Source organism: Micromonospora sp. NPDC048905, from assembly GCF_040649655.1.
GTDB lineage: Bacteria > Actinomycetota > Actinomycetes > Mycobacteriales > Micromonosporaceae > Micromonospora.
Window position 1 is genome coordinate 159,258 of record NZ_JBEZFV010000004.1, and the last position, 20,908, is coordinate 180,165.

The window sequence follows — 20,908 nt, forward strand, 5'->3', positions numbered from 1 at the left end:
CCCGAGTCGGCAACTCTCTCTCGCACCCGCGAGATGGCCGCGGTCAGGCCGGGGCGGTCAACGGATCGTAGAGTAGCAATGTCCACCGTTGACAAATCGAGCAATTCCGACTCGATACCGGTGAGGCTTTCCTCCATGTACGACAACCCTTCCGACGATGGCTCGCAATGGCTCCATCATCGCTTATGTCTGGAGCGCAACGAAAGCGTCACATCGAGCTACGCCCACCGTAACCCGCACTGCGGTGACGTGACGGTCCGACGTGGATCGCCCGCGGCTCGGGTCAGGCGTACGGGGCCAGCCGAGCGGCGCTCTCCTCGACCTGAGCCATCGCGACGTCGTCGCTGGCGAAGAAACGGACCGCCTCCACGAGTTCCGCCAGGGCGCCCGGATACCGCAGACAGGTCCGGACGATGCTGATGGTGTCCGCCCGGGCCGCGCTGCTGCGTCGGATCGCGGCATACACCTGACCCCGAAGAAGGGACAGGATCTCCTCCCGGTCGTTGGGCCGCAGGAACTCCGGCATCGCCAGCAGCGCGTCCACGAGGGGACCGAGCAGGGACGGCGGCGGGGACGCCGAGGTCGGCGGCGCCGGCTGCCCCGCCGGAGGTCGACCGAGCACGAGGCCCTCGTCGCCGAGCGCGTTGCGGTACCAGAGGTACGTGGGGGTCTGCCCGGTGAGCCCGGTCGCACGCAGCTCGGCGAACCGGTCCCGGAGTGCGGCCACCAGCCGAGCCGGGTTGCCGAGCAGGTCCGGGTCGTCGGATTCCAGCAGCCGCAGCACCTCCCGACTGAACAGCCCGGTACGTCGTACCCGCAGGTTGGCCGCGGCCTGTCCGACACCGGCGGCGAACAGCACGTCCTGTGTCCGACCGGCGGCGGGTTCGCCGGCGGGAAAGGTCTCGTTGCCGGGTGTGCGCAGCGCGTGCGGGCGGTCGTGCGACTGGCACGCGTCGACGATCCACAACTGCCGGTCGAACGACCGCACGAGGTCCGAGGCGAACGTGGCGAGCATGGAATCCAGGTCGAGTGAGCCGGCGTCGGTGGCGGTGGCGTCGGCGTAGTAGAGCCGCCGGTGCCGGCCGGTGTCGACATAGCCGTGGCCTCCCCACACCACGTAGAGGGTGGACTGGGGGCGGGTCGGCAACTCCCGGAGCAGCACGTCCCGTACGGTCGCGCGATCGGCGGCTCGCACGACGACTCCCGGCGGGACGGCGCTCGGATCGGGTTCGGGGGCCAACAGCAGGGTCACCTGCTCCGGCGGCACCCCCCAGGCGACGAACCGGCGTGCGAACCGGATGGCGTCGTCGACCGGCCCGACCAGACTCCAGTCGCTCCCACCCTCGTACCTGTCGATGCCGACACCGAGCACCTGGACGTCGCGCGAATCAGGGCCGAGATCCACTGTTCACCCCGTCTCCGGGCTGCGACGGAGTGAGTCAGCACGCATCCGGTAATCATGCCCCCGGGACCGCGTCGACGACGCCCTCCGCGAGGCCTGATCACGGGCCGGACGCCGGGCGCTGACGTCACCGGGGTGGTGCGGCACTGTCGCGGACGACGAGCTCGGTGGCCAGCTCGACCCGAGGGCTCTCGGTCCTCTCACCGGCGGCGAGGCGCAGCACGGTCCGTGCGGCCAGCATGCCCATCTCGGCCAGCGGTTGGCGCACCGTGGTCAGCGGCGGGGAACACCACCGGACCTCGGGCAGGTCGTCGAAGCCCACCACGCTCACGTCGTCGGGCACCCGCAACCCGCGTTTGCGCACCGCCTCGTAGACGCCGAGCGCCATCTGGTCACTGGAGGCGAAGATCGCGGTGGGCGGGTCGGGCAGGGCCAACAACTGGGTGCCGGCGCTGAACCCGCCCTCGTGGTAGAAGTTGCCGGGGCGGATGAGGGCGTCGTCGACGGGGATGTCGGCGGCGCCGAGCGCGGCCCGGTAGCCGTCCATCCGGGCCCGGCTGCACATCAGGTGCGGTGGGCCGGCGATGAAGCCGATGCGGCGGTGGCCGAGGCTGATCAGGTACTGGTTGGCGCTCAGGCTGCCGGCCCAGTTGGTGGCGCCGATGGTGGGCGACTCCTGCGGGTCGACACCGGCCGGGTCGATGATGACCACCGGCAGGTGCAGGCGGCGCAGCTCGGCCTGCAACGGTGGGTTCACCATCGAGGTCACGAAGATGATGCCCTCGGTGGAGCGCGTACGCATGTTGTCGAGCCACTGCTTGGCCGAGGAGATGCGCCAGTGGATGGCCGACACGACGGTGCCGACGCCGCTGCTCTGGCCGACGTCCTCCACCCCACGAATGATCTCCACGGCCCACGGGCTGTCCAGGTCGTTGAAGACCAGGTCGATGAGGGCGGCGTCGGTGCGCCGGGCCGGCGACCGGCGACGGTACCCGTGCCGGTTGAGCAACGCCTCGACGCGTTCCCGGGTGTCCGGGGCGACATCGGATCGCCCGTTGATGACCCGGGAGACCGTGGGCACCGAGACACCGGCCAACCGCGCGATCATCGCGATGGTGACGTTTCGGCCGTTCTCCGCGCCCACGGTCGCTCCTTCGTCTGCCGAGAGGCTTCAGGTCTGCTCGCGGTGCTGCGGTGTCACCCCTTGACGCTGCCGGTCAGGCCCCCGATGAGCTGCCGTTCGGCCACGGCGTAGAAGCCCAGGGCCGGGATCATGGACAGCACGACGTACGCGAGCACCCGTGCGGTGTCGTCGGCGTACTGGCCCTGGAAGGCCTGGACCCCGACGGGGAGCGTCCACCAGCTCTGGTCGCTGAAGACGACGAGCGGCAACATGAAGTTGTTCCAGCTGGTCACGATCGCCAGCACCGAGACGGTGGCCAGGGCGGGACGGGCCATCGGCAGCAGAACCCGCCAGAAGAACCCGAAGGAACTGCACCCGTCCAGGACAGCTGCCTCCTCCACCTCGGCCGGGATGGTGCGGAAGAACTGGCGCAGGATGATGATGGTGATCGGCAGCCCGAAGGCGGCCTGGGGCAGGATGACGCCGAGCGGGTTGTCCAGCAGGCCCATGCCGCGCAGCAGGATGAACAGCGGCAGGATGGCCACCGCGAACGGGAACATCAGGCCGATCGCGAAGAGGGTCACCAGGAACTCGCGGCCCCGGAACGCGTAGCGCGCGAAGACGAACGCGGCCATCGCCGCCGCGCCGACGACGATGACGGTGCTGCTGACGGCGATCAGCACACTGTTGCCGAGCTGTCGCCAGAACAACCCGTTGGCGAGGATGTCGACGTAGTTGCCCACCCAGGGGTCGGGCCAGCCCAGCGGGTTGGTGGACAGTTGACCGTTGTCCTTGAAGCCGCCGAGCACCCCGAACCAGACCGGTACGACGATCAGCGCGCCGACGGCCACGCAGATCAGGTGCAGCACGAGGCTGCGGGTCCGCTGGGCGCGACTGATCCTGGCGGTCATCGCTGGCCTCCCTGGTTGGTGATCGCGCCCGCGGTGTCCCGACGCAGGACCGTTCGCTGGTAGAACAGGGCGAAGACGAGGCTCAGCAGGAACATGATGATGCTGATCGCGCTGGCGTAGCCGACTTCGAAGCGGCGGAAACCGTACTCGTACATCGTCACGGCCATGGTCTCCGAGGAGTGGATCGGGCCACCGCCGGTGAGCACCCAGACCATGTCGAACAGTTGGATGGTGCCGATGACGGACAGGAACACGCTGATCCGGATCGTCGGGCCGAGCAGGGGCAGGGTGACGTGTCGGAACGCCTGCCAGGCGGTGGCGCCGTCGGTGACCGCGGCCTCCGAGAGCTCCTTGGGGATGCCCTGTCGGGCCGCCAGGAACAGCATCATGTAGAGGCCGAAGTACTTCCAGGACACCACCAGGAAGACGGCGAACAGCACGGTGTCCGGGTCGGCGAAGACGGCGCCGGCATCGGCGCTCAGCCACCCGGAGAGCGCCTCGCCCAGGCCCCGGTTGGGTGAGAACACCAGGGTGAACAGGACGGCCGTGGTGACCTCGGACAGCACGTACGGGGCGAAGAAGATCAGCCGGTAGACGGCGCGGCCCCGCAGGGGCTGGTTGAGCAACATGGCCAGGGCCAGCGCGGCGGGCAGTTGAACGGCCAGCGACAGCAGCACCAGCACGAACCCGCGCCACAGGTCGCCCCGGAAGGTCGGGTCCTGGAAAGCGCGTGTGTAGTTGTCCAGCCCGATGAAGTTCTCCGGCAGCCCGAAGCCGTTCCACTTGTAGAGGCTGCCGTAGCCGGCCACCAGGATCGGGGCGATGACCAGCAGCAGGAACAGCACCAGGGCTGGTGTGAGGAAGATGGCGAGGACGCCGCCGCGGCCCGGCCGGGGCTGGCGGCCGCGCTGACGCGCGGTGCCCGGCCCCGGTGCCGGCGGGTCCGTCGCCGTGTCGCCGCGCCTGGTGTCCGACACGGTCGATGGCGTGGTCATGCCTACTCCACTGGGGTTTTGCGGCCGGCTACGGATGGGTGGGAGAGCACGGTCAGACGGTCTTCGCCACCTGCGTGATGTCCTTGACGACCTGCGCGGGCGACTTGTTGCCGGCGATGAGCTCGGCCACGCTGTCGTTGATCTGCGAACCGAGCGCCGGCGCGTACGCCTGGTCGAGGTAGAGCTGGAAGCCGGTGTAGCTGGCGAGAGTGTCCGCGACGGTCTTGGCGTTGGGGTCGGTGATGGCCGACGCGGCTTCCTTCACGGTCGGTAGCACCGCGCCGGTCTTCGTGGCCGTGCGCTGGTTGTCGGCGCTGAGCAGGAACTTCAGGAAGTCGACGGTGGCCCCGGGCGCGTTCTTGCCGACGGCGAAGCCGTTGCCGCCGCCGAACACCTCGGTGGCTGCGCCCTTTCCGCCGTCGACGGCGGGGAACGGGAAGAAGCCGAGCTTGTCGCCGATGCCCTTCTTGCTGGTGGAACTCGTCGCCTGCGTCGCCGGCGCCCACTGCCCCATGAGCTCCATGGCGGCGCCACCGTTGCCCATGGTGGCGGCCTGCCCGTCGGGTGAGCTGTACGAGGCGCCGAGGAACCCCTTCTGGAACGGCTGCAGGTCGACGAGCTCCTTGAGCCGGTCGCCGGCGGCGACGAGGTCGGGACTGTCGAAGTTCTTGTCCGTGACGGCCTTCTGCAGCGCGTCCTTGCCGCCGATTCGCATCGCGAGGTAGGACCAGTAGAAGTGGGCCGGCCACTTGTCCTTGCCCGCCAGGGCGATCGGGGTGATGCCCGCGGCCTTCAGCTTGCGGACCGCGTCGAGCACACCCGTCCAGGTGGTGGGGGCGGCGGTGATTCCGGCACGGGTGAAGAGGTCCTTGTTGTACCAGAAACCGACCATGCCGATGTCGAACGGAACGCCGTAGATCTTGCCGTCGATCGTGTACGGCTCCATGGCGGCGGGCAGCAACCCGCCGATCCACGGCTTCACGTCGTCGGTGAGGTCCTTGACCAGCCCCGCGTCGACCTGCTGCTTGAGCACGCCGCCGCCCCAGGACTGGAAGAGGTCCGGCGGGTCGCCGGCCTGGGTGACGGTGGTGAGCTTGGCCTTGAACGCCTCGTTCTCCAGGGGCTGGATGTCGAAGGTGACGTTGGTGTGTGCCGTCTTGTACTCGTTCGCGATCGCCGCCCAGACGGGCAGCAACGGGTCGGTGTTCTGGATGTGCCACCAGTTGATGGTCTGCGGCGCGTTCGGGTCGCTGGACTTGTCGTCACCGCTACAGGCGCTCAGCAGGTAGGCGCCGGCGCCGGCACCGGCGAGGCCGAGCAGCGTTCGGCGGGAGAGGTGCGTAGTCATGATCCATCCCTTCGGGGACTCACAGGGTGCTCGGACGCCGGCCGAGCCGGCGGGGTGGGACTTATGGATCTCCGGAACTTTCATTGCTTCGCCGGTATTACCGGTCGATGGCCGGCACGCTACGAGCTGTGGCCCCAGCGGTCAAGACCTCTGTCCTATTGCGAAAAGACCGGCTAGCGTAGGCAGGACTTCCAGTGATCCGGGACCGCAAGTTTCCGGAAGTTCCAGACAGTCGTCCAGAGGAGCCCTCGTGTCGACCGACATCGCTAACGTGGTGACCGCTGCCCGGTCGATCCGCAACCCTGTCCTCGCCGGATTCCATCCGGACCCGTCGATCCTTCGCGTCGACGATGACTACTACCTGGCCACCTCGACCTTCGAGTGGTATCCGGGCGTGCGTGTGCACCATTCGCGTGATCTCGTGAACTGGCGCACGCTGGGTGGGATCATCACCGACCGCCGCCTGCTCGACCTGCGCGGCTGCGGTGACTCCAACGGCGTGTGGGCGCCCGACCTGACGTACCACGACGGTCAGTTCCACCTCGTCTACAGCGACGTGGCCAGCTTCGCCAGCGGCTACTGGGACCCACAGAACTTCCTGGTCACCGCCGAGGACATCGCCGGCCCCTGGTCGGATCCGGTGAAGCTGCACGGGCGAGGTTTCGACGCCGCCCTGTTCCACGACGACGACGGCACCACCTGGCTGCTGAGCATGAGCGCGGACTGGCGACCCGGCCGGGACCGCTTCGGCGGCATCGAGATCCAGCAGTACGACCGGGCCGCGCGCCGCCTGGTCGGCCGACCCCGCATCCTGTTCACCGGCACCCCGGTCGGGGTCACCGAGGGCCCGCACCTCTACCGCCACGACGGTTGGTACTGGCTGATCACCGCCGAGGGCGGCACCAGCTGGGAGCACCAGGTCACCGTGGCGCGATCCCGGGAGTTGTTCGGGCCGTACGAGGTGGACCCGGACGGCCCGCTGCTCAGCTCGGTGGGCCGGCCCGACCTGCGGTTGCAGAAGGCCGGTCACGGCAGTCTGGTGCGCACCCAGGGCGGCGAGTGGTATCTGGCCCACCTGGTGGGTCGCCCCTACTCACCGCTGGGCAGTTGCGTGCTGGGCCGGGAGACCGCGATCCAGCGGGTCGAGTGGCCGGCGGATGGCTGGCCCCGGATCCCCGGCGGGGTGCCCGCGGACGAGGTCGTCGCGCCGGACCTGCCCGCGCACCCGTGGCCCGCGGAACCCGACACCGACCACTTCGACGCCTCCGAGCTGGGTTTGTGCTGGTCGACGCTGCGCCGGCCGGCCACCGACGACTGGATCGACCTACGGTCGCGCCCGTCGCACCTGCGCGTGCACGGCGGGCAGTCACCGGTCGGTCGACAGGCCCCCAGCCTGGTCGCGCGACGCGTCGAGGCGACGCACTGCTCCCTGGAGACGGTGGTGGAGTTCGACCCGGTCGACCACCGTCAGCTCGCCGGCATCACCGCCTACTACAACACGCTGAACTGGCACCACCTCTACCTGACCCGGGCCGACGACGGGCGGACGGTGCTGGAGCTGCTCAGCTCCGACAACGGGCGACGCACCCCGTACCCCGAGCTGACCGTCGACGCCAGCGGGGTCACCCGGGTCGGTCTGCGGGCGGTGTTCGACGGGCCGGTGGTGGGCTTCGAGTACGACCTCGGCGCCGGCTGGCGGCGGCTCCCGGTCGACCTGGACGCGACGATCCTGTCCGACGAGCACGCCGCACTGATCATCGACGGCGAGCCGGCCGCGTGGGGCTTCACCGGGGCGTTCGTCGGCCTGTGGGTACAGGATCTCGGCGGCGACGGCGTGTACGCCGACTTCGACCTGGCCACCTACCGCGAGCACTGACCGCGCGGACGGCACCCCCCGGGGTGCCGTCCGTGTCCGTCGTCCTACTTCACCTGGCCGGCGACGGTACGAAGCTGGCCGAGGGTGGTGCGGAAGCCGTGGCCGGACGCCGCCGGGTCCTCGGCGACCAGACCGCTGACGGCCATGGCCTGCGAGCGGGACACCGCGACCGCGTCGTCGCCGGCCCCGGCCACGTCGAACACCCCGAAGTCGCCGCTCAGCGTCCGGAACGTCGGGGCCGCCGGGTCCCTGGCGAGGTAGAGCACCACGACCTGACCCGCCGTGAGCGTGGACATCTGGGCCATGTCGGCCACGCCGCGATCCAGGCTGGCGAGCGTGATCCGCGTCCCGGCCCCCACGGACGATCCGCTCGCCGCGCGCAGCACCTCGTCCACCCGGAACCCGTCCGCCTCGACCGCACCCCGGACCACCAGGTCCGCGGCCTCACTGAGCTGCCGCACCGTGCCGTACCCGCGCAGCTTGCCCTTGACCGTCGGGGCCGCGACGCCGGTGGGCGTGGCCTCGGTCGGCGCGGCCCCGGTCGGCGCGGCGACGCTGGGCGCACCGACCGGGTCGCCGGCGTCCGCGCTGCCGCAGGCGGACACCGCCGCCACGGCGAGGACGGCGGCGGCCGTGACCCACAGAGACCGGGTACGGCGGAGGTGGACTGCCATGGAGCGCTCCTTGCGTGTCGGTGCCGTCCCGGGTCGTCTCGCCCGGGACGCGGCACTGCTCAGGCCATCTAACTGGGTGGTCCGGGGGCCGAGCACCCCGGTAGCCGGCCGGGCGCACAACGCCCGCCGACAACGAGATGAACATGCGTCGTCACGGCCTGCGCTCGTCGATTGACGGCGACCCGACGTACTGATATCTGTTAATACAGTTTCCAGATTCTCGTGGTGCCCGCCGGGGCCGATCGCCGCGCCGGGCATCGACCGGCCGGCGGCATGCCGCCCCTTCCCCGAGGAACACCATGGTGCGCAAGAGAACAGCCGCCTACGTCGTGGGCACCCTGCTGACCGGCGTCGCGGCGGTCGGCTACGGCCTGCCGTCGGCCAGCGCCGCGACCGCCGGCCCGATCACCGGCCTCGGCGGCAAGTGCATCGACGTCGCCGGGGCCAATCCGGCGAACGGCACCGCGGTCCAGCTCTACGACTGCAACGGCAGCGCGGCCCAGACGTGGACCGTCGGCAACACCGACACCTCGATCCGCGCGCTCGGCAAGTGCCTGGACGTCACCGCCGCGTCGACCGCCAACGGCGCCAAGATCCAGCTGTACGACTGCAACAACACCGGTGCGCAGAAGTGGACGGCCAGCAACGGCGCCCTGGTCAACACCGCCTCGGGCAAGTGCCTCGACGTGACCGACCGGAGCACCGCGAACGGCGCCCGGTTGCAGATCTGGACCTGCGGGGGCACCAGCAACCAGCGGTGGACGCTGCCCGGCGGGGGCACACCCACCCCCACGCCGACCGCTACCGTCCCGGCCGGCACCAACCTCGACGACCCGGCGAAGAAGGACGTCGCCATGCAGCTCGTCTCGGCCGCGGAGAACTCGTCGCTCGACTGGCGCGCGCAGTTCTCCTACATCGAGGACATCGGCGACGGTCGCGGCTACACCGCCGGCATCATCGGATTCTGCTCCGGGACCGGCGACATGCTCGAACTGGTGCAGGCGTACACGAACACCAAGCCGGGCAACGTGCTGGCCGGCTACCTGCCGGCGCTGCGCGCAGTCAACGGCACCGCGTCGCACGCCGGCCTCGACCCCAACTTCCCCCGCGACTGGCGGACGGCGGCCAACGACTCGGTGTTCCGGGCGGCCCAAGAGGCCGAGCGGGACCGGGTCTACTTCAACCCTTCGGTACGCGACGGCAAGAACGACCAGGTCCGGGCGCTCGGTCAGTTCGCCTACTACGACGCGGCGGTCATGCACGGGTACGAGGGCATGCGCCAGATCCGCAGCCGCGCCCTCGCCCGCGCGAAGCCCCCGGCGCAGGGCGGCGACGAGCGGACCTGGCTCAACGCCTTCCTCGACGAGCGGGTCATCGAGATGAAGAAGGAGGAAGCCCACTCGGACACGTCCCGCGTCGACACGGCCCAGCGGGTGTTCCTCAACAACGGCAACTTCAACCTGAACACGCCGTTGGCGTTCGCCGTCTACGGCGAACAGTTCCGCATCGGCTAGGCCCTCCGGCACGCGCAGACGCTCAGGGCGCCGCCTCGCGGCGCCCTGAGCCGTCCCCGGGCTCGACCTTGCCTTGACGCTGACGACAAGGTTTAGCCTGGTCGCGACGGGCTGGTCGAGGAGGTCTGATGCTGATCGGCGAGCTGGCGGAACGGGCCGGCACGAGCACCCGGACGTTGCGCTACTACGAGGCCCACGGGTTGGTACGCCCACAGCGCTCGGCCAACGGCTACCGGGTCTACGACGAGGCGGAGCTGCGGGTGGTCCAGGAGATCCGCGCGCTGCTCGACGTCGGCTTCGGCCTCGACGACGTCCGTCCGTTCGTCGCCTGCCTGCGGGCGGGAAACGCATCGGGCGACGTCTGCCCCGATTCCGTGCTGGTGCTGCGACGCAAGCTCGCCGAGGTCGACGACTACCTCGGTCGGCTCGCAGCGGTCCGTCAGCAGTTGCACACCCAGCTCAACCACGCCATCGCGCACCGGGAGGAAACATGCCCCAGGAGACGACAATCGGCTCCCTGACCACCGTCACCGACGACACGTTCGCCGAACTGGTGCTCGCCAGCGATCGGCCTGTCGTCGTCGACTTCTGGGCCGAGTGGTGCCCACCCTGCAAGATGATCGAGAAGAGCCTCGTCGAGCTGGCCGGGGAGTTCGGCGAGCGAATGGTCATCGCCAAGCTCAACTCCGACGACAACCCGCAGGCCACCCGGCGCTACCGGGTCATGTCCCTGCCGACTCTGCTGGTGTTCCGTCGGGGTGAGGTGGTCGGTTCGGTCGTCGGGTCCAGGCCGAAACTGCACCTGCGGCAGAGCCTGACCACGCACGCCGGGCTGTGACCGATCGAAACGCACACCCATCGCTGGCACAATCGTCGACATGGTCGACTGGTACACCCGAGGTGAGGCGGGTAGCGGCGTCATCCGGCTCTCGGAGCCGCACGTCAACGAGCTCCTGTCGGCGAACTTCTGGTGGTTGCGCGGCAACGATCGTGATCTGGTGATCGATGCCGGGCTCGGGGTCGTCGCCCTCCGGGAGGCGATCCCGGCGATGTTCGAGCGCGATCCGATGGTCCTGCTCACCCACGCGCACCTGGATCATGTCGGTGGGGCGGCCGAGTTCGCGGACCGGGCCGCGCACCCCGCCGAGGCGGAACTCCTGACGGCGGGCGTGCCGGCGAGCCTGTACGGCGCGGAACTCTTCGACAAGCTCGGGATCGACGCGGCGGGCGAACCCGTCCCGGAGTTGATGATCGACGTCCTGCCCGATCCCGACTACGACCCGGCCAGCTACCGCATCCCACCCATGACTTTGCACCGCTTGCTCGACGACGGTGACCACGTCGACCTGGGCGGGCGAACACTCACCGTGCTGCACCTTCCCGGCCACACCCCGGGCAGCATCGCCCTGCTGGAGGAGCGCACCGGGACCTTGTACTCCGGCGACATCGTCTACGAGGGCGCGCTGATCGACGACCTGCCGAACTCCGATGTGTCCGCCTATCGGCGCAGCATGGAGTTTCTCGCCGATCTCGACGTGTCCGTCGTCCATCCCGGCCACGGGCGCAGCTTCGACCGGACCCGCCTACGCCAGCTGGCCGAGGCATACCTGCGCAGAGATGTCCAGACGCGTAAGTCCTGACCCGCGGATGGCGAGCGCCCGATCGGGCCAGCGGCTCAGCTCTCGACCCAGCCGTGCGATCTGGCGTGGTCGACCAGCGGCTGCCGGATCGCGGAGATCTGGGCCGCGGTCAGCGTCGGCACCCGCTCGATCAGCAACTCCGTCACCTCGTAGGTGAACTCGCGCGGCGACAGGACGTCGCACATCCCGTCATCCTCGCCGGTCTGCCCGGTCCGCGTCGGCACGACGTCCGGCACCCGTTCCGGGCGGGCGCCCGCGACCGGCTCGACGATCCGCAGGGCCGCCACCTTCAGACCACGGTCGCCGGCCTCCACCTCGTACTCGACACGCATGCCGGGATGCACCAGGTGCCGCTGCTCGCCGAAGTCGTTGGCGTGGACGAAAATGTCCTCGCCACCCTTCGCCGGCGCGATGAAGCCGTAACCACGTGCCTCGTCGAACCGGATGACCTTACCTACCGCCCACACAGCCCCCACCCACTCCCACCACTCAACCAGGATCTCGACAGTGTCCACACACACTGCTCGGCAACGGTACCGAACACGTCGTGACCTGGCGTCCAACGATCACCACGCGCACCATTCCGCGCCGGGAGCGCAGCTGGCATTCTGTTCGTACCATCGCCGAGCAGGTGTGGAGGCCGTCGTGTCGATCGAGGATCGCGCAAAGAAGCCGAGGCTGCCGCCGCGCTGGTTCATCCGGACGGCCTGGTCCGTGCACCGGGGGCTCTATCGGGTGTTTCGCGGCCGAGTCGGGCTCTGGCGACCCCGCCCGGACCGGTGGGGCACCCTGCGGCTGACCACGACCGGTCGCCGCACCGGTCAGCAACGCGGTGTCATCGTCGCGTACCTGGAGGATGGACCCAACCTGTTCACGTTGGCGATGAACGGCTGGGGTGAGGGTGAGCCCGCCTGGTGGCTCAACCTGCGAACCCATCCGGAGGCGACGGTGGACCTGGTTGACGGGCGGCGGCTGGTCCTTGGACGCGCCGCGGCCGGGGACGAGCGGGTCCGCCTGTGGACCCGTTGGCGCGACATCGACACCAACCTGGACGCCCTCGCGGCACTGCGCCCCTCCGAAACCGCGGTGGTGGTTCTCGAGCCCCGCTCCGGCGTCGAGGGCGTCGCCGGCCAGCCGCAGCCCGACGCCTGACGCGGTCCGCTCGCTCCCCCACGCCGCCGCTGGGCCACGTCTCGGGCGACGACGCAGCCACCCTCGACCGGACGATGCCGGTGTCGGGTGAGACATGAGCGCGCGCTTGTCCGGCTGCTTGACCTCGCTCATATTCCGGGTCTATTTTTAGAGCACAACGTTAGAGTTGGACTCTATTTTGGAGGACACGATGAGCCAGCCCCACGCCATCCAGAAGCCAGGGCCGGACCTGGACTCCACGCAGCGGGACACGGAGGAGGAGTCCGTCCACCGCGCACTGGAGCGCTACTACCGCACCGGCAAGCCGCCGTGGGACACCGGCGTGACGCCGCCCGAGCTGGTCGACCTGGTAGAGGGGCCGGGGGCGCTGCCGCCCGGCCGCGCCCTCGAACTTGGTTGCGGCACCGGGACCAACGCCACCTACCTCGCACGGCACGGCTGGGAGGTGGCGGCCGTCGACCTGATCGACCGCGCCGTCGACCAAGCCAGGGAGAAGGCTGCGGCGGCGGGAGTGGCGGTACGGCTGCTGCACGGAGACGCCACCCGCCTCGACGAGCTTGACGTGCCGGGCCCCTTCGACCTGTTCTTCGACCTGAGCTGCTACTGCGGAGTCCCGCTGCACCGCCGCGACGCCTACGCCGCCGGGCTCACGCACCGCGCCGCTCCCGGGGCACGCCTGCTGATGTTCGGGTACGGCCCCGAGCCGCTCGGCAGTCCGATGCCCGAGGTCACGTCGTGGGCGGCAGGCGTCACAGCCGACGAGCTCCGCGCCAGGTTCCGCGGCTGGGACCTCCTCGACGTCACACCGGGCACCAACTCGGTGCCGACCTTCTGGTTCACGCTGCGCCGCGACGCCTAGCAATCTCCGGTCACGGCACCTCCGGTCGCGGGTCGAGGTGGAACGCTCGGCGCGGTGACTTGACCTCAATCTCAGGTGAGGTCCTAACCTCCGTTATCGGAGGTAAGGCATGAGCATGGAATTTGCCGCGTGGACGTCTCTGCACCACGCGATGAACGCGCAGGAAGAACGACCACTGTCCCGTGTCACCCTGAAGCGCATCGTGGAGTTCGCGCGTCCCCACCGGTCCCTGATCGTCAGGTTCCTGCTGTTGAGCGTGGTGACGGCGGTCCTCACGGTGGCGGCACCGGTCCTCGCCGGACGGGTCGTGGAGGCCATCGTGGACGGCGCCGACAGCGCCGTCGTGATCCGGTTGGCGGTGCTGATCGCCGTGATCGCCCTGGCCGAAGCCGGCCTGGGCCTGGTGACGCGGTTCCTGTCCGCCAGCATCGGTGAGGGACTCATCGTCCAGCTGCGCACGGCCGTCTTCGACCACGTGCAGCGCATGCCGGTGGCGTTCTTCACCCGGACGCGCACCGGTGCGCTGGTCAGCCGCCTGAACAACGACGTGATCGGCGCGCAGCGGGCCTTCAGCGACACCCTGTCGGGGGTGGTCGGCAACGCGGTAACCCTGGCACTGACGCTGGCGGTGATGCTCAGCTTCTCGTGGCAGATCACGGTGCTGGCGCTCGTGCTGCTGCCCATCTTCGTCCTCCCGGCGCGCCGGATGGGTTCGAAGCTCGCCCAGTTGCAGCGTGAGGCGGCCGAGCACAACGCGGCCATGAGCACGCGGATGACGGAACGCTTCTCGGCACCCGGCGCGACACTGGTCAAGCTGTACGGGCGGCCGGCCGAGGAGTCGGCGGAGTTCGCTGCGCGGGCGCGTCGGGTGCGGGACATCGGCATCCGCACCGCCATGCTCCAGTGGGTCTTCATCACCGCGCTCACCGTCGTCGGCTCGCTGGCGCTGGCCCTGGTCTACGGGCTGGGCGGTCTCTACGCCCTGCGGGGCAGCCTGGACGCCGGGACCGTGGTCGCCCTCGCGCTGCTGCTGTCGCGTCTCTACGCGCCGCTGACCTCGCTGGCCAGCGCCCGGGTGGAGGTGATGAGCGCGCTGGTGAGCTTCGAGCGGGTGTTCGAGATCCTCGACATCAAGCCGCTGATCCTCGACCGGCCCGATGCCCGGCCGCTCCCCGACGGGCCGGTCGCGGTGGAGTTCGACGGGGTACGGTTCGGCTACCCGTCAGCGGACAAGGTGTCGCTCGCGTCTCTCGAAGATGTGGTGAAGCTCGACGCCCGCGGCGGCGATGAGGTGCTGCACGGGGTGTCGTTCCGCGCCGAGGCGGGGCAGATGGTCGCCCTCGTCGGCTCCTCCGGGGCGGGCAAGTCGACGATCGCGCAGCTCGTCCCCCGCCTGTACGACGTCGAGGACGGCGCGGTGCGGCTCGCCGACGTCGACGTACGCGACCTGTCGGCCGAGTCGATCCGGACGGCGCTGGGCGTCGTCACCCAGGACGGGCACCTCTTCCACGAGAGCATCCGCGCCAACCTGGCGTTCGCTCGGCCGGACGCCACGGAGGCCGAGATGTGGGAGGTGCTCCGGCGTGCCCGCCTCGACGACCTGATCCGCTCCCTTCCCGATGGGCTCGACACGGTCGTCGGTGAACGCGGGTACCGGCTGTCGGGCGGGGAACGGCAACGGCTCACCATCGCGCGCCTGCTGCTGGCCCGTCCGCGCGTGGTCATCCTCGACGAGGCCACCGCGCACCTCGACTCGACCTCCGAGGCCGCGGTTCAGGAGGCCCTCGCCGAAGCTTTGACCGGCCGGACGAGTGTGGTCATCGCGCACCGGCTCTCCACCATTCGGGCGGCAGACCAGATCCTCGTCGTCGAAGACGGCCGAATCGTCGAGCGTGGGCGACACGGCGAACTACTCGCCGCCGGCGGCCGGTATCAGGAGTTGTACCGCACCCAGTTCGACCAGGCCCAGCCGACGGTCCAGGAGCAACGCGTCGCCATCTGAGGCCGCCGCACCGGGCGACCTGCGCCACGACGCGAGCCGCCGCCCGCCCCGGGGGATCCCCGTGCCGGGCGGCGGCAGCGGACGGTCAGTCGTTGTCGTCGTCGGCGTCGTCGGCGTCGGCGTCGTCGTCGTCATCGGCGTCGTCGTCGTCGTTGTCGTCGTTGTCGTCGTTGTCGTCGTTGTCGTCGTTGTCGACCGGCTCCTGCTCGGCCTTCACCACCGAGCCGTTGTCCCGGTCGACGTCCACCTCGTGCTCGGTCTCGCCAGCGACGATCTCGACGCTCCACACCGGCCGGCCGTTCTCCTGCTCGGATTCGACCTCGACGATCTGACCGCCACCGGCCTTGGCGAGTGCGATCTCACCGGCGCGCTTCTCGTCGACCGCGCTGCCCGCCGGCGCGGTGCCGGTGGTCGGCGTACCGCTCGGCGTACCCGACGAGGCGCCCGCCGACGGCGTACCGCTGGTCCCCGGCGCGGCGGTGGTCGCGCCGGCCTCCGGCGCGTCCGTGGCCGTTGGGGCGACGGTGGCCGCGGCGAGTGCCGTGCCGCCGGCCCGCGTGTCGCTCACGGCGTTGACGCCGAGCGCGACCCCGGCCACCGCCAGCACCGCCGACCCGCCGACCGTCGCCAGAAGCAGGTTGGTGCGCTTCATCGTGGTGTCCACCTTTCCTCGGATGTCAACTCCTGGGTTGTCGACTCTGAGGATCGGCTGAACTGGGATAGCACCGCGCTGTCCGAACGCTAAGGCCGGGTTAAGCCGGCGCTGGCGTCGGCCGCGCACCCAGCCCCAAGGGTGCGCCTCGACCGGAAGTGATCAGAGCGCCATTCGCATGAAGACGTCGGCGCGGGCGTACGGCGGCAGCGGGATCTGTTCCGGACTGACGTGCTGGAAGCCGGCAGTCTCGTAGAGGTGTACGGCGTTCGCGAGCTTGGTGCTGCTGCCCAGGAACAGGGTGGTCGCGCCGAGCTGGCGGGCACGCTCGATCGCCGCCCCGATGAGCTGGCGGCCGAGGCCCTTGCCGCGCGCCGCCGGGACCACCGTCATCTTCGACAGTTCGAAGACGTCGTCGGAGTTGCGGACCAGGGCGACACAGCCGACGATCTCCCCGCCGGCACGGACGATCAGCACGTCGCCGCCCGGGTCGACGATGGCGGCGAACGGGTCGCCGAGCGTCTTGCGGTCCGACTCCTCGATGGTGAAGAAGTGGGAGATCCATTCCTCGTTCAGCGTCCGGAAGGCCTCGGCCTCCGCAACGGTCGTCATGGACGTGACGGTGAGCGTGCTCGGGTTCATGGTTCGATTCTCCGGCCACCGCTATTCGAACGTCCAATATCTTGTTCGGGGTCATTCGTATTCTTGACGTATGGAACCCGAGTTGCGCCACCTGCGCTACTTCGTCGCGGTCGCCGAGGAGCTGCACTTCGGCCGGGCCGCGGTGCGGCTGCGGATGGCCCAGCCGCCACTGTCGCAGCAGATCCGCCAGCTCGAGGCGATGATCGGTACGCCGCTGTTCGTTCGCACCTCCCGATCGGTGGCACTGACGCCCGCGGGCGAGGCGTATCTGGGCCGGTGCCGGCGGGTGCTGGCCGCCGTGGCCGACGACGTGCACGAGGCGGGGCGCATCGGGCGCGGGGAGCAGGGGCGCTTCGACATCGGCTTCGTCAGTTCGGCGATCCCGCTCGGGCTGGCCGGGCCGATCCGTCGTTTCCGCGAACGCCATCCGGCCGTCCACCTACGGCTGCACGAGGCGTACACGGCGCACATCGTCGACCGGTTGTTAAACGGCGAGGTCGATCTCGGCGTGGTTCGGGACGCGGACGACCACGACGACCTGGTCGGCACCACGTTCGCCACCGAGTCGTTCGTCGCCGTCCTGCCGCCCGACCACCCGCACGCGGGAAGCCTCGCGATCAACGCCGTGATGCTGCGCGACGACCCGTTCGTCTTCTTCCCACGGGTGGCCGGCGAGCGGGCCTACCAGCGCAATCTCCGGCCGTGCCTGGAAGCCGGCTACACCCCGCGCATCGTCCAGGACGCCACCAGTTGGGCCACTGTGGCGCACCTGGTCGCGGCCGGCCTCGGGGTGACGATCGCGCCGGCGAGCATCTCCGCCGTGGTGCCCGCCTCGGTGGCAGTGCTGCCGTTGACCGACACCGAGGCCAGCACCGAGGTGCAGATCCTGCGCCGGCGAGACGACGACCGGATCACCTCGGCGGGCTTCGAGGCCGCGGGTCAGGCACCCTGACCTGCGCGGTGCGGCACCAGCCGTGCCAGCGCGGCTAGCCGCGCCTGTTGAGTTCCGCTTCGAGCCGCTGGACGAGCGTCTTCCGGTCCTTGCCGGCGTGCTCGTTGCGCAACGCGGTCCTGAGCTGCCGCGTGTCGAGGCCACGGACCAGCTTGGCGGCCTCGGCGACCGACATCTCCGACATCCGGCCGGCCGTGGTGGCGTCTCGACGCGCCCGTTTCGCCGGCCCGGTGTTGGCGACGTACTGCTTGCCGGATCGGGAGGCGGCACGCTTCTTCGTGTCGGTCGCCCGCTTCTGGCTGTCCGACATCTCGTCCCAGGCCTTCTTGGGCAGGTAACGGCTCGTCGTGTCGCCCTTGCGCGCGCGGGTGTCGCCCTCTTTCGTCTGCCACTTCTCGTTGCCCCAGCGCTGGAGCGACTTCTGCCGCTCGTCCTTTTCGCCCAGGAATCCCCCGCCGCGCTTCTTGTACTCCTGAGTCACCAGCTGTGACTTGCGCGCCGACCACTGCCCCGGCCTGCCACCCTTGTCGGAGGCCTTGACCTCTTCCTTGATCTGCTCTCTGAGCTCGGGTTTCGTATACCGCGCCATAGCTGGCAGCTACCCCACGGCACCGCGCCTAACCCTCCCGCCGGGTCGTCGGTGGCCGCAGCCGCAGCAGCACCCGCGCCCCGCCAGTCGGGCCGGCCCGCAACTCCAGGCTGCCGCCGCCGGCCTGCGCGGCGCGCCGGGCGATGTCCAGGCCGAGACCTGTCGACCCGGCCGCGCTGGCGCCCCGCCGCACCGCCCCGACCGGCAGGCCGGGGCCGGCGTCCGCCACGGTGAGGACCACCTCCCCCGCGTCGCGGGTGAGGTGGACGGCGAACGGCGTCCCGTCGGGGGTGTGCGCGAAGACGTTCCCGAGCAGGGCGTCCACGGCCGCCGCCAGGTCGTCGGCGGGCACCCCCACGGGCAGCGGGCCGGGAACCAGGTCGAGGGTGACGGCCCGGCCGGTGTCCTCGGCCAGCACCGACCAGAACGCCACCCGGTCGGCGACGATCGCCGCCGCGTCCGAGGTGGCCGGCTGCGCCGTCGGCGAGTGACGCCACCGGGCCTGCCGGATCAGCCCGGTGACCGCGCGTTCGAGCCCGTCGGCCGCGGTGGTGATCCGGGCGGCGTCGTCCGGGTCGCGCAACGACTCCGCCTCCAGGCGCAACGCCGTCAACGGGGTACGCAGCCGGTGCGACAGGTCGGCGACCTGCTCGCGCTCCTGCACCAGGAGCACCTGGATCCGGGCGGCGAGATGGTTGAGCGCACCGGCCACCTCGCGCAGCTCGGCCGGTCCGGCCGGGGTGACCCGGGCGTCCAGCTCGGCGTTGGCCAACCGGTGCGACACGGCGGACAGGTCGCCGATCGGGCGGACCAGGTTACGGGCCAGCCGGTCGGCGACCAACAGGCCGATCAGCACCAGCAGCACACCGAGCAGGGCCAGCACCAACCAGGCCCGGGTGACCCCGGCGGTCAGCTCGTGTCGCGGCACCACGATCCGGATCACCCCGGTCCCGTCCGTCCGCCCCTGCACGGCGATGACCACCTCCCGGCCGGCCGCCGACTCCCCGGTGAGGCTCTGCCCGCGCGCGGCCAGGGCCACCGCCGGCGTACGGGGGGTCTGCGCGCCGAGCACCGAACCGTCCGGCAGGAAGACGCTCACCGGTCGTCCGGATTCGGCGGCGAGTTGCTCGACGGTGAGTCGGATCGTCGTCGCGTCGGCGGTGCCGACCACCGGCACCAGACTCTGCGCGTCGGCGGTGGCCGCAACTGTGGCCCGGTCCTCCGCGACGGTGCGGACCAGCAGCGCCAACGGCACCAGGAACGCGATCAGGGTGAGCACGCTGACGGCGGCGACCAGCAGGGCGAGCCGGGCCCTCACGGCTGTGCCGCCGGTGCCTCGAGACGCACCCCGACCCCGCGCACGGTGTGCAGGTAGCGCGGCTGTTGGGCGTTCTCCCCCAGCTTGCGGCGCAGCCAGGACAGGTGCACGTCGACGGTCTTGTCGGCGCCGCCGTACGGGATCTGCCAGACCTCGGTGAGCAGTTCACGTTTGGTGACCACCTGGCCGGGGCGGCCGGCCAGGTGGTGCAGCAGGTCGAACTCGCGCGGCGTCAACTCCACCGCCGTCCCGTCCAGGGTGACCTGTCGGGACCGGGGATCGACGCGCAGTCCACCCACGACGAGCGACGGGTCCTGCCCGTCCGTGCCCGCCGGGCCCCGCCGCAGCACCGCCCGGACGCGGGCGTCGAGCTGCGCGGCGGTGAACGGCTTGACCACGTAGTCGTCGGCGCCCGCGTCGAGCACCCGGACGATCTCGGCCTCGTCGTCGCGGGCGGTGGCCACGATGACCGGCACCGAGCTGACCGCGCGCAGCATCCGCAGCAGCTCGCGGCCGTCCAGGTCGGGCAGGCCCAGGTCGAGCACGACGAGGTCGGGCCGATCCTCCAGGGCGTCCCGCAGGCCGGCCATCGCGGTCGAGGCGGCGGCCACCGCGTGGCCGCGTTCCCGCAACGCCCGGATCAGCGGCGTACGGATCGTCAGGTCGTCCTCGATGAGCAGCAGGCGGGCCACAGCTGGCAGGTTAACCGCTACCACCGGCGGCGAGGCCCACGTTAACCACGCCTTAGCGTCGGGATGTGCCAACGACAAGGACGGATCGGGGATAGTCAGGGAATGGGCCGTCGTTCGCTTCTCGTCGCCGCCGGGTGGGTGGCCACGGTCGCCGTGGCCACCCTGATCGGGTTGGGTGCGATCCGATTGGTCGGGGAGAGCATCACCGGCACCCCGGGCGGGGTGCGCAGCGAGGCGGAGATCGAACGGGCGCTCGCCTCGCCGGAGCCCGTGCCCAGCGGCGCGACGGGCACCGGCTCGGCCGCTCCGGGCACGACGGGCGCCGCACCCAGCGCCAGCCCCGGGGTCCGTCGGGGGTTCGCCACCGAGGGCGGCACGGCCGTGGCCGAGTGCGGCGCCGGCGGCGTACGCCTCGTCTCCTGGGCGCCGGCGCAGGGCTACCGGGTCCGGGACGTGGACCGGGGCCCGGACGACGACGTCGAGGTCACCTTCGCGGGGTCGACCCGCGAGTACGAGTTGAAGGTGCGCTGCATCGGCTCGGAGCCGGTGGCCGTCGCCGACGACTAG

Annotated in this window: 22 protein-coding genes; 10 read left to right on the forward strand and 12 right to left on the reverse strand. The window is 70.5% G+C overall.

From position 1 onward, the window contains the following. Nucleotides 1–283 precede the first annotated feature (283 nt). The 5 genes from AB0C01_RS12115 to AB0C01_RS12135 all read right to left on the reverse strand — a co-directional run bounded on the left by AB0C01_RS12115 (nucleotide 284) and on the right by AB0C01_RS12135 (nucleotide 5,779). Entirely contained in the window at nucleotides 284–1,405 is a 1,122-nt protein-coding gene (locus tag AB0C01_RS12115) for a hypothetical protein (protein WP_357571046.1), read from the reverse strand. Nucleotides 1,406–1,529: 124 nt separating this feature from the next. Next, nucleotides 1,530–2,546: a LacI family DNA-binding transcriptional regulator gene (locus AB0C01_RS12120; RefSeq protein ID WP_357250038.1), complete on the reverse strand. Its 1,017-nt coding sequence runs from the start codon at nucleotides 2,544–2,546 to the stop codon at nucleotides 1,530–1,532. Nucleotides 2,547–2,599: 53 nt separating this feature from the next. Then, nucleotides 2,600–3,436, reverse strand: coding sequence for a carbohydrate ABC transporter permease (locus AB0C01_RS12125; RefSeq protein WP_357250041.1), 837 nt, complete (start codon nucleotides 3,434–3,436; stop codon nucleotides 2,600–2,602). Beyond that, on the reverse strand, nucleotides 3,433–4,431 hold the full coding sequence (locus tag AB0C01_RS12130; RefSeq protein WP_357571047.1) for a sugar ABC transporter permease: 999 nt from the start codon (nucleotides 4,429–4,431) through the stop codon (nucleotides 3,433–3,435). Before AB0C01_RS12130 ends, AB0C01_RS12125 begins: the two co-directional genes overlap by 4 nt. A 52-nt stretch (nucleotides 4,432–4,483) precedes the next feature. After that, complete coding sequence (locus AB0C01_RS12135) at nucleotides 4,484–5,779, reverse strand: extracellular solute-binding protein (protein ID WP_357571048.1); 1,296 nt, start codon at nucleotides 5,777–5,779, stop codon at nucleotides 4,484–4,486. Between the two features lie 250 nt (nucleotides 5,780–6,029). Between AB0C01_RS12135 and AB0C01_RS12140 the strand changes: the two genes are divergently transcribed. Then, complete coding sequence (locus AB0C01_RS12140) at nucleotides 6,030–7,655, forward strand: glycoside hydrolase family 43 protein (RefSeq protein WP_357250050.1); 1,626 nt, start codon at nucleotides 6,030–6,032, stop codon at nucleotides 7,653–7,655. A gap of 44 nt (nucleotides 7,656–7,699) precedes the next feature. Here AB0C01_RS12140 and AB0C01_RS12145 read toward each other — a convergent pair whose 3' ends face one another. Next, entirely contained in the window at nucleotides 7,700–8,329 is a 630-nt protein-coding gene (locus tag AB0C01_RS12145; protein WP_357571049.1) for a hypothetical protein, read from the reverse strand. 299 nt (nucleotides 8,330–8,628) lie between these two features. On the opposite strand from AB0C01_RS12145, the gene AB0C01_RS12150 reads away from it, so the two are divergent. The 4 genes from AB0C01_RS12150 (at nucleotide 8,629) to AB0C01_RS12165 (ending at nucleotide 11,483) form a co-directional block, all read left to right on the forward strand. Next, nucleotides 8,629–9,843: a chitosanase gene (locus AB0C01_RS12150; RefSeq protein ID WP_357250056.1), complete on the forward strand. Its 1,215-nt coding sequence runs from the start codon at nucleotides 8,629–8,631 to the stop codon at nucleotides 9,841–9,843. A gap of 128 nt (nucleotides 9,844–9,971) precedes the next feature. Then, complete coding sequence (locus AB0C01_RS12155; RefSeq protein ID WP_357250060.1) at nucleotides 9,972–10,364, forward strand: MerR family transcriptional regulator; 393 nt, start codon at nucleotides 9,972–9,974, stop codon at nucleotides 10,362–10,364. Next, nucleotides 10,352–10,681: a thioredoxin gene (gene trxA / locus AB0C01_RS12160; protein ID WP_357250300.1), complete on the forward strand. Its 330-nt coding sequence runs from the start codon at nucleotides 10,352–10,354 to the stop codon at nucleotides 10,679–10,681. Before AB0C01_RS12155 ends, trxA begins: the two co-directional genes overlap by 13 nt. Nucleotides 10,682–10,721: 40 nt before the next feature. After that, entirely contained in the window at nucleotides 10,722–11,483 is a 762-nt protein-coding gene (locus tag AB0C01_RS12165; protein ID WP_357571051.1) for an MBL fold metallo-hydrolase, read from the forward strand. A gap of 35 nt (nucleotides 11,484–11,518) precedes the next feature. On the opposite strand, the gene AB0C01_RS12170 is transcribed toward AB0C01_RS12165, so the two are convergent. Then, the gene (locus AB0C01_RS12170; protein ID WP_357571332.1) at nucleotides 11,519–11,950 is read right to left on the reverse strand and encodes a cold shock domain-containing protein; all 432 of its coding nucleotides are present in this window, start codon (nucleotides 11,948–11,950) and stop codon (nucleotides 11,519–11,521) included. Nucleotides 11,951–12,128: 178 nt separating this feature from the next. Here AB0C01_RS12170 and AB0C01_RS12175 point away from each other — a divergent pair, with 178 nt between their 5' ends. From AB0C01_RS12175 to AB0C01_RS12185, 3 genes are all read left to right on the forward strand, one after another. Beyond that, the gene (locus tag AB0C01_RS12175) at nucleotides 12,129–12,635 is read left to right on the forward strand and encodes a nitroreductase/quinone reductase family protein (protein ID WP_357250066.1); all 507 of its coding nucleotides are present in this window, start codon (nucleotides 12,129–12,131) and stop codon (nucleotides 12,633–12,635) included. A 190-nt stretch (nucleotides 12,636–12,825) separates the two neighbouring features. Further along, nucleotides 12,826–13,494, forward strand: a complete 669-nt coding sequence (locus tag AB0C01_RS12180) for a class I SAM-dependent methyltransferase (protein WP_357571053.1) — start codon at nucleotides 12,826–12,828, stop codon at nucleotides 13,492–13,494. Between the two features lie 109 nt (nucleotides 13,495–13,603). Beyond that, a complete protein-coding gene (locus AB0C01_RS12185; protein ID WP_357571054.1) occupies nucleotides 13,604–15,496 on the forward strand; it encodes an ABC transporter ATP-binding protein in 1,893 nt (630 codons plus the stop codon). A gap of 85 nt (nucleotides 15,497–15,581) precedes the next feature. Here AB0C01_RS12185 and AB0C01_RS12190 read toward each other — a convergent pair whose 3' ends face one another. Both AB0C01_RS12190 and AB0C01_RS12195 read right to left on the reverse strand, forming a co-directional pair. Next, complete coding sequence (locus AB0C01_RS12190) at nucleotides 15,582–16,148, reverse strand: PepSY domain-containing protein (RefSeq protein ID WP_357571055.1); 567 nt, start codon at nucleotides 16,146–16,148, stop codon at nucleotides 15,582–15,584. Between the two features lie 162 nt (nucleotides 16,149–16,310). Further along, nucleotides 16,311–16,760, reverse strand: coding sequence for a GNAT family N-acetyltransferase (locus AB0C01_RS12195; protein WP_357571056.1), 450 nt, complete (start codon nucleotides 16,758–16,760; stop codon nucleotides 16,311–16,313). Between the two features lie 100 nt (nucleotides 16,761–16,860). Between AB0C01_RS12195 and AB0C01_RS12200 the strand changes: the two genes are divergently transcribed. Continuing rightward, the gene (locus tag AB0C01_RS12200) at nucleotides 16,861–17,742 is read left to right on the forward strand and encodes a LysR substrate-binding domain-containing protein (RefSeq protein ID WP_357250080.1); all 882 of its coding nucleotides are present in this window, start codon (nucleotides 16,861–16,863) and stop codon (nucleotides 17,740–17,742) included. Nucleotides 17,743–17,776: 34 nt separating this feature from the next. Here AB0C01_RS12200 and AB0C01_RS12205 read toward each other — a convergent pair whose 3' ends face one another. From AB0C01_RS12205 to AB0C01_RS12215, 3 genes are read right to left on the reverse strand one after another with little or no spacing between them, the layout of a single operon-like run. Continuing rightward, on the reverse strand, nucleotides 17,777–18,331 hold the full coding sequence (locus AB0C01_RS12205; RefSeq protein ID WP_357250082.1) for a DUF5872 domain-containing protein: 555 nt from the start codon (nucleotides 18,329–18,331) through the stop codon (nucleotides 17,777–17,779). A gap of 28 nt (nucleotides 18,332–18,359) precedes the next feature. Further along, a complete protein-coding gene (locus tag AB0C01_RS12210; protein ID WP_357571057.1) occupies nucleotides 18,360–19,649 on the reverse strand; it encodes a HAMP domain-containing sensor histidine kinase in 1,290 nt (429 codons plus the stop codon). Further along, a complete protein-coding gene (locus AB0C01_RS12215) occupies nucleotides 19,646–20,341 on the reverse strand; it encodes a response regulator transcription factor (protein WP_357250088.1) in 696 nt (231 codons plus the stop codon). Before AB0C01_RS12215 ends, AB0C01_RS12210 begins: the two co-directional genes overlap by 4 nt. 102 nt (nucleotides 20,342–20,443) lie before the next feature. On the opposite strand from AB0C01_RS12215, the gene AB0C01_RS12220 reads away from it, so the two are divergent. Further along, the gene (locus tag AB0C01_RS12220) at nucleotides 20,444–20,908 is read left to right on the forward strand and encodes a septum formation initiator (RefSeq protein WP_357571059.1); all 465 of its coding nucleotides are present in this window, start codon (nucleotides 20,444–20,446) and stop codon (nucleotides 20,906–20,908) included.

What these genes read in the sequence shown, in the direction of transcription:
- AB0C01_RS12125 (WP_357250041.1), bottom strand. Translation starts at nt 3,436, where the DNA reads ATGACCGCCAGGATCAGTCGCGCCCAGCGGACCCGCAGCCTCGTGCTG.
- AB0C01_RS12130 (WP_357571047.1), bottom strand. Translation starts at nt 4,431, where the DNA reads ATGACCACGCCATCGACCGTGTCGGACACCAGGCGCGGCGACACGGCG.
- AB0C01_RS12135 (WP_357571048.1), bottom strand. Translation starts at nt 5,779, where the DNA reads ATGACTACGCACCTCTCCCGCCGAACGCTGCTCGGCCTCGCCGGTGCC.
- AB0C01_RS12145 (WP_357571049.1), bottom strand. Translation starts at nt 8,329, where the DNA reads ATGGCAGTCCACCTCCGCCGTACCCGGTCTCTGTGGGTCACGGCCGCC.
- AB0C01_RS12150 (WP_357250056.1), top strand. Translation starts at nt 8,629, where the DNA reads ATGGTGCGCAAGAGAACAGCCGCCTACGTCGTGGGCACCCTGCTGACC.
- AB0C01_RS12155 (WP_357250060.1), top strand. Translation starts at nt 9,972, where the DNA reads ATGCTGATCGGCGAGCTGGCGGAACGGGCCGGCACGAGCACCCGGACG.
- AB0C01_RS12165 (WP_357571051.1), top strand. Translation starts at nt 10,722, where the DNA reads ATGGTCGACTGGTACACCCGAGGTGAGGCGGGTAGCGGCGTCATCCGG.
- AB0C01_RS12180 (WP_357571053.1), top strand. Translation starts at nt 12,826, where the DNA reads ATGAGCCAGCCCCACGCCATCCAGAAGCCAGGGCCGGACCTGGACTCC.
- AB0C01_RS12185 (WP_357571054.1), top strand. Translation starts at nt 13,604, where the DNA reads ATGAGCATGGAATTTGCCGCGTGGACGTCTCTGCACCACGCGATGAAC.
- AB0C01_RS12190 (WP_357571055.1), bottom strand. Translation starts at nt 16,148, where the DNA reads ATGAAGCGCACCAACCTGCTTCTGGCGACGGTCGGCGGGTCGGCGGTG.
- AB0C01_RS12195 (WP_357571056.1), bottom strand. Translation starts at nt 16,760, where the DNA reads ATGACGACCGTTGCGGAGGCCGAGGCCTTCCGGACGCTGAACGAGGAA.
- AB0C01_RS12200 (WP_357250080.1), top strand. Translation starts at nt 16,861, where the DNA reads ATGGAACCCGAGTTGCGCCACCTGCGCTACTTCGTCGCGGTCGCCGAG.
- AB0C01_RS12205 (WP_357250082.1), bottom strand. Translation starts at nt 18,331, where the DNA reads ATGGCGCGGTATACGAAACCCGAGCTCAGAGAGCAGATCAAGGAAGAG.
- AB0C01_RS12220 (WP_357571059.1), top strand. Translation starts at nt 20,444, where the DNA reads ATGGGCCGTCGTTCGCTTCTCGTCGCCGCCGGGTGGGTGGCCACGGTC.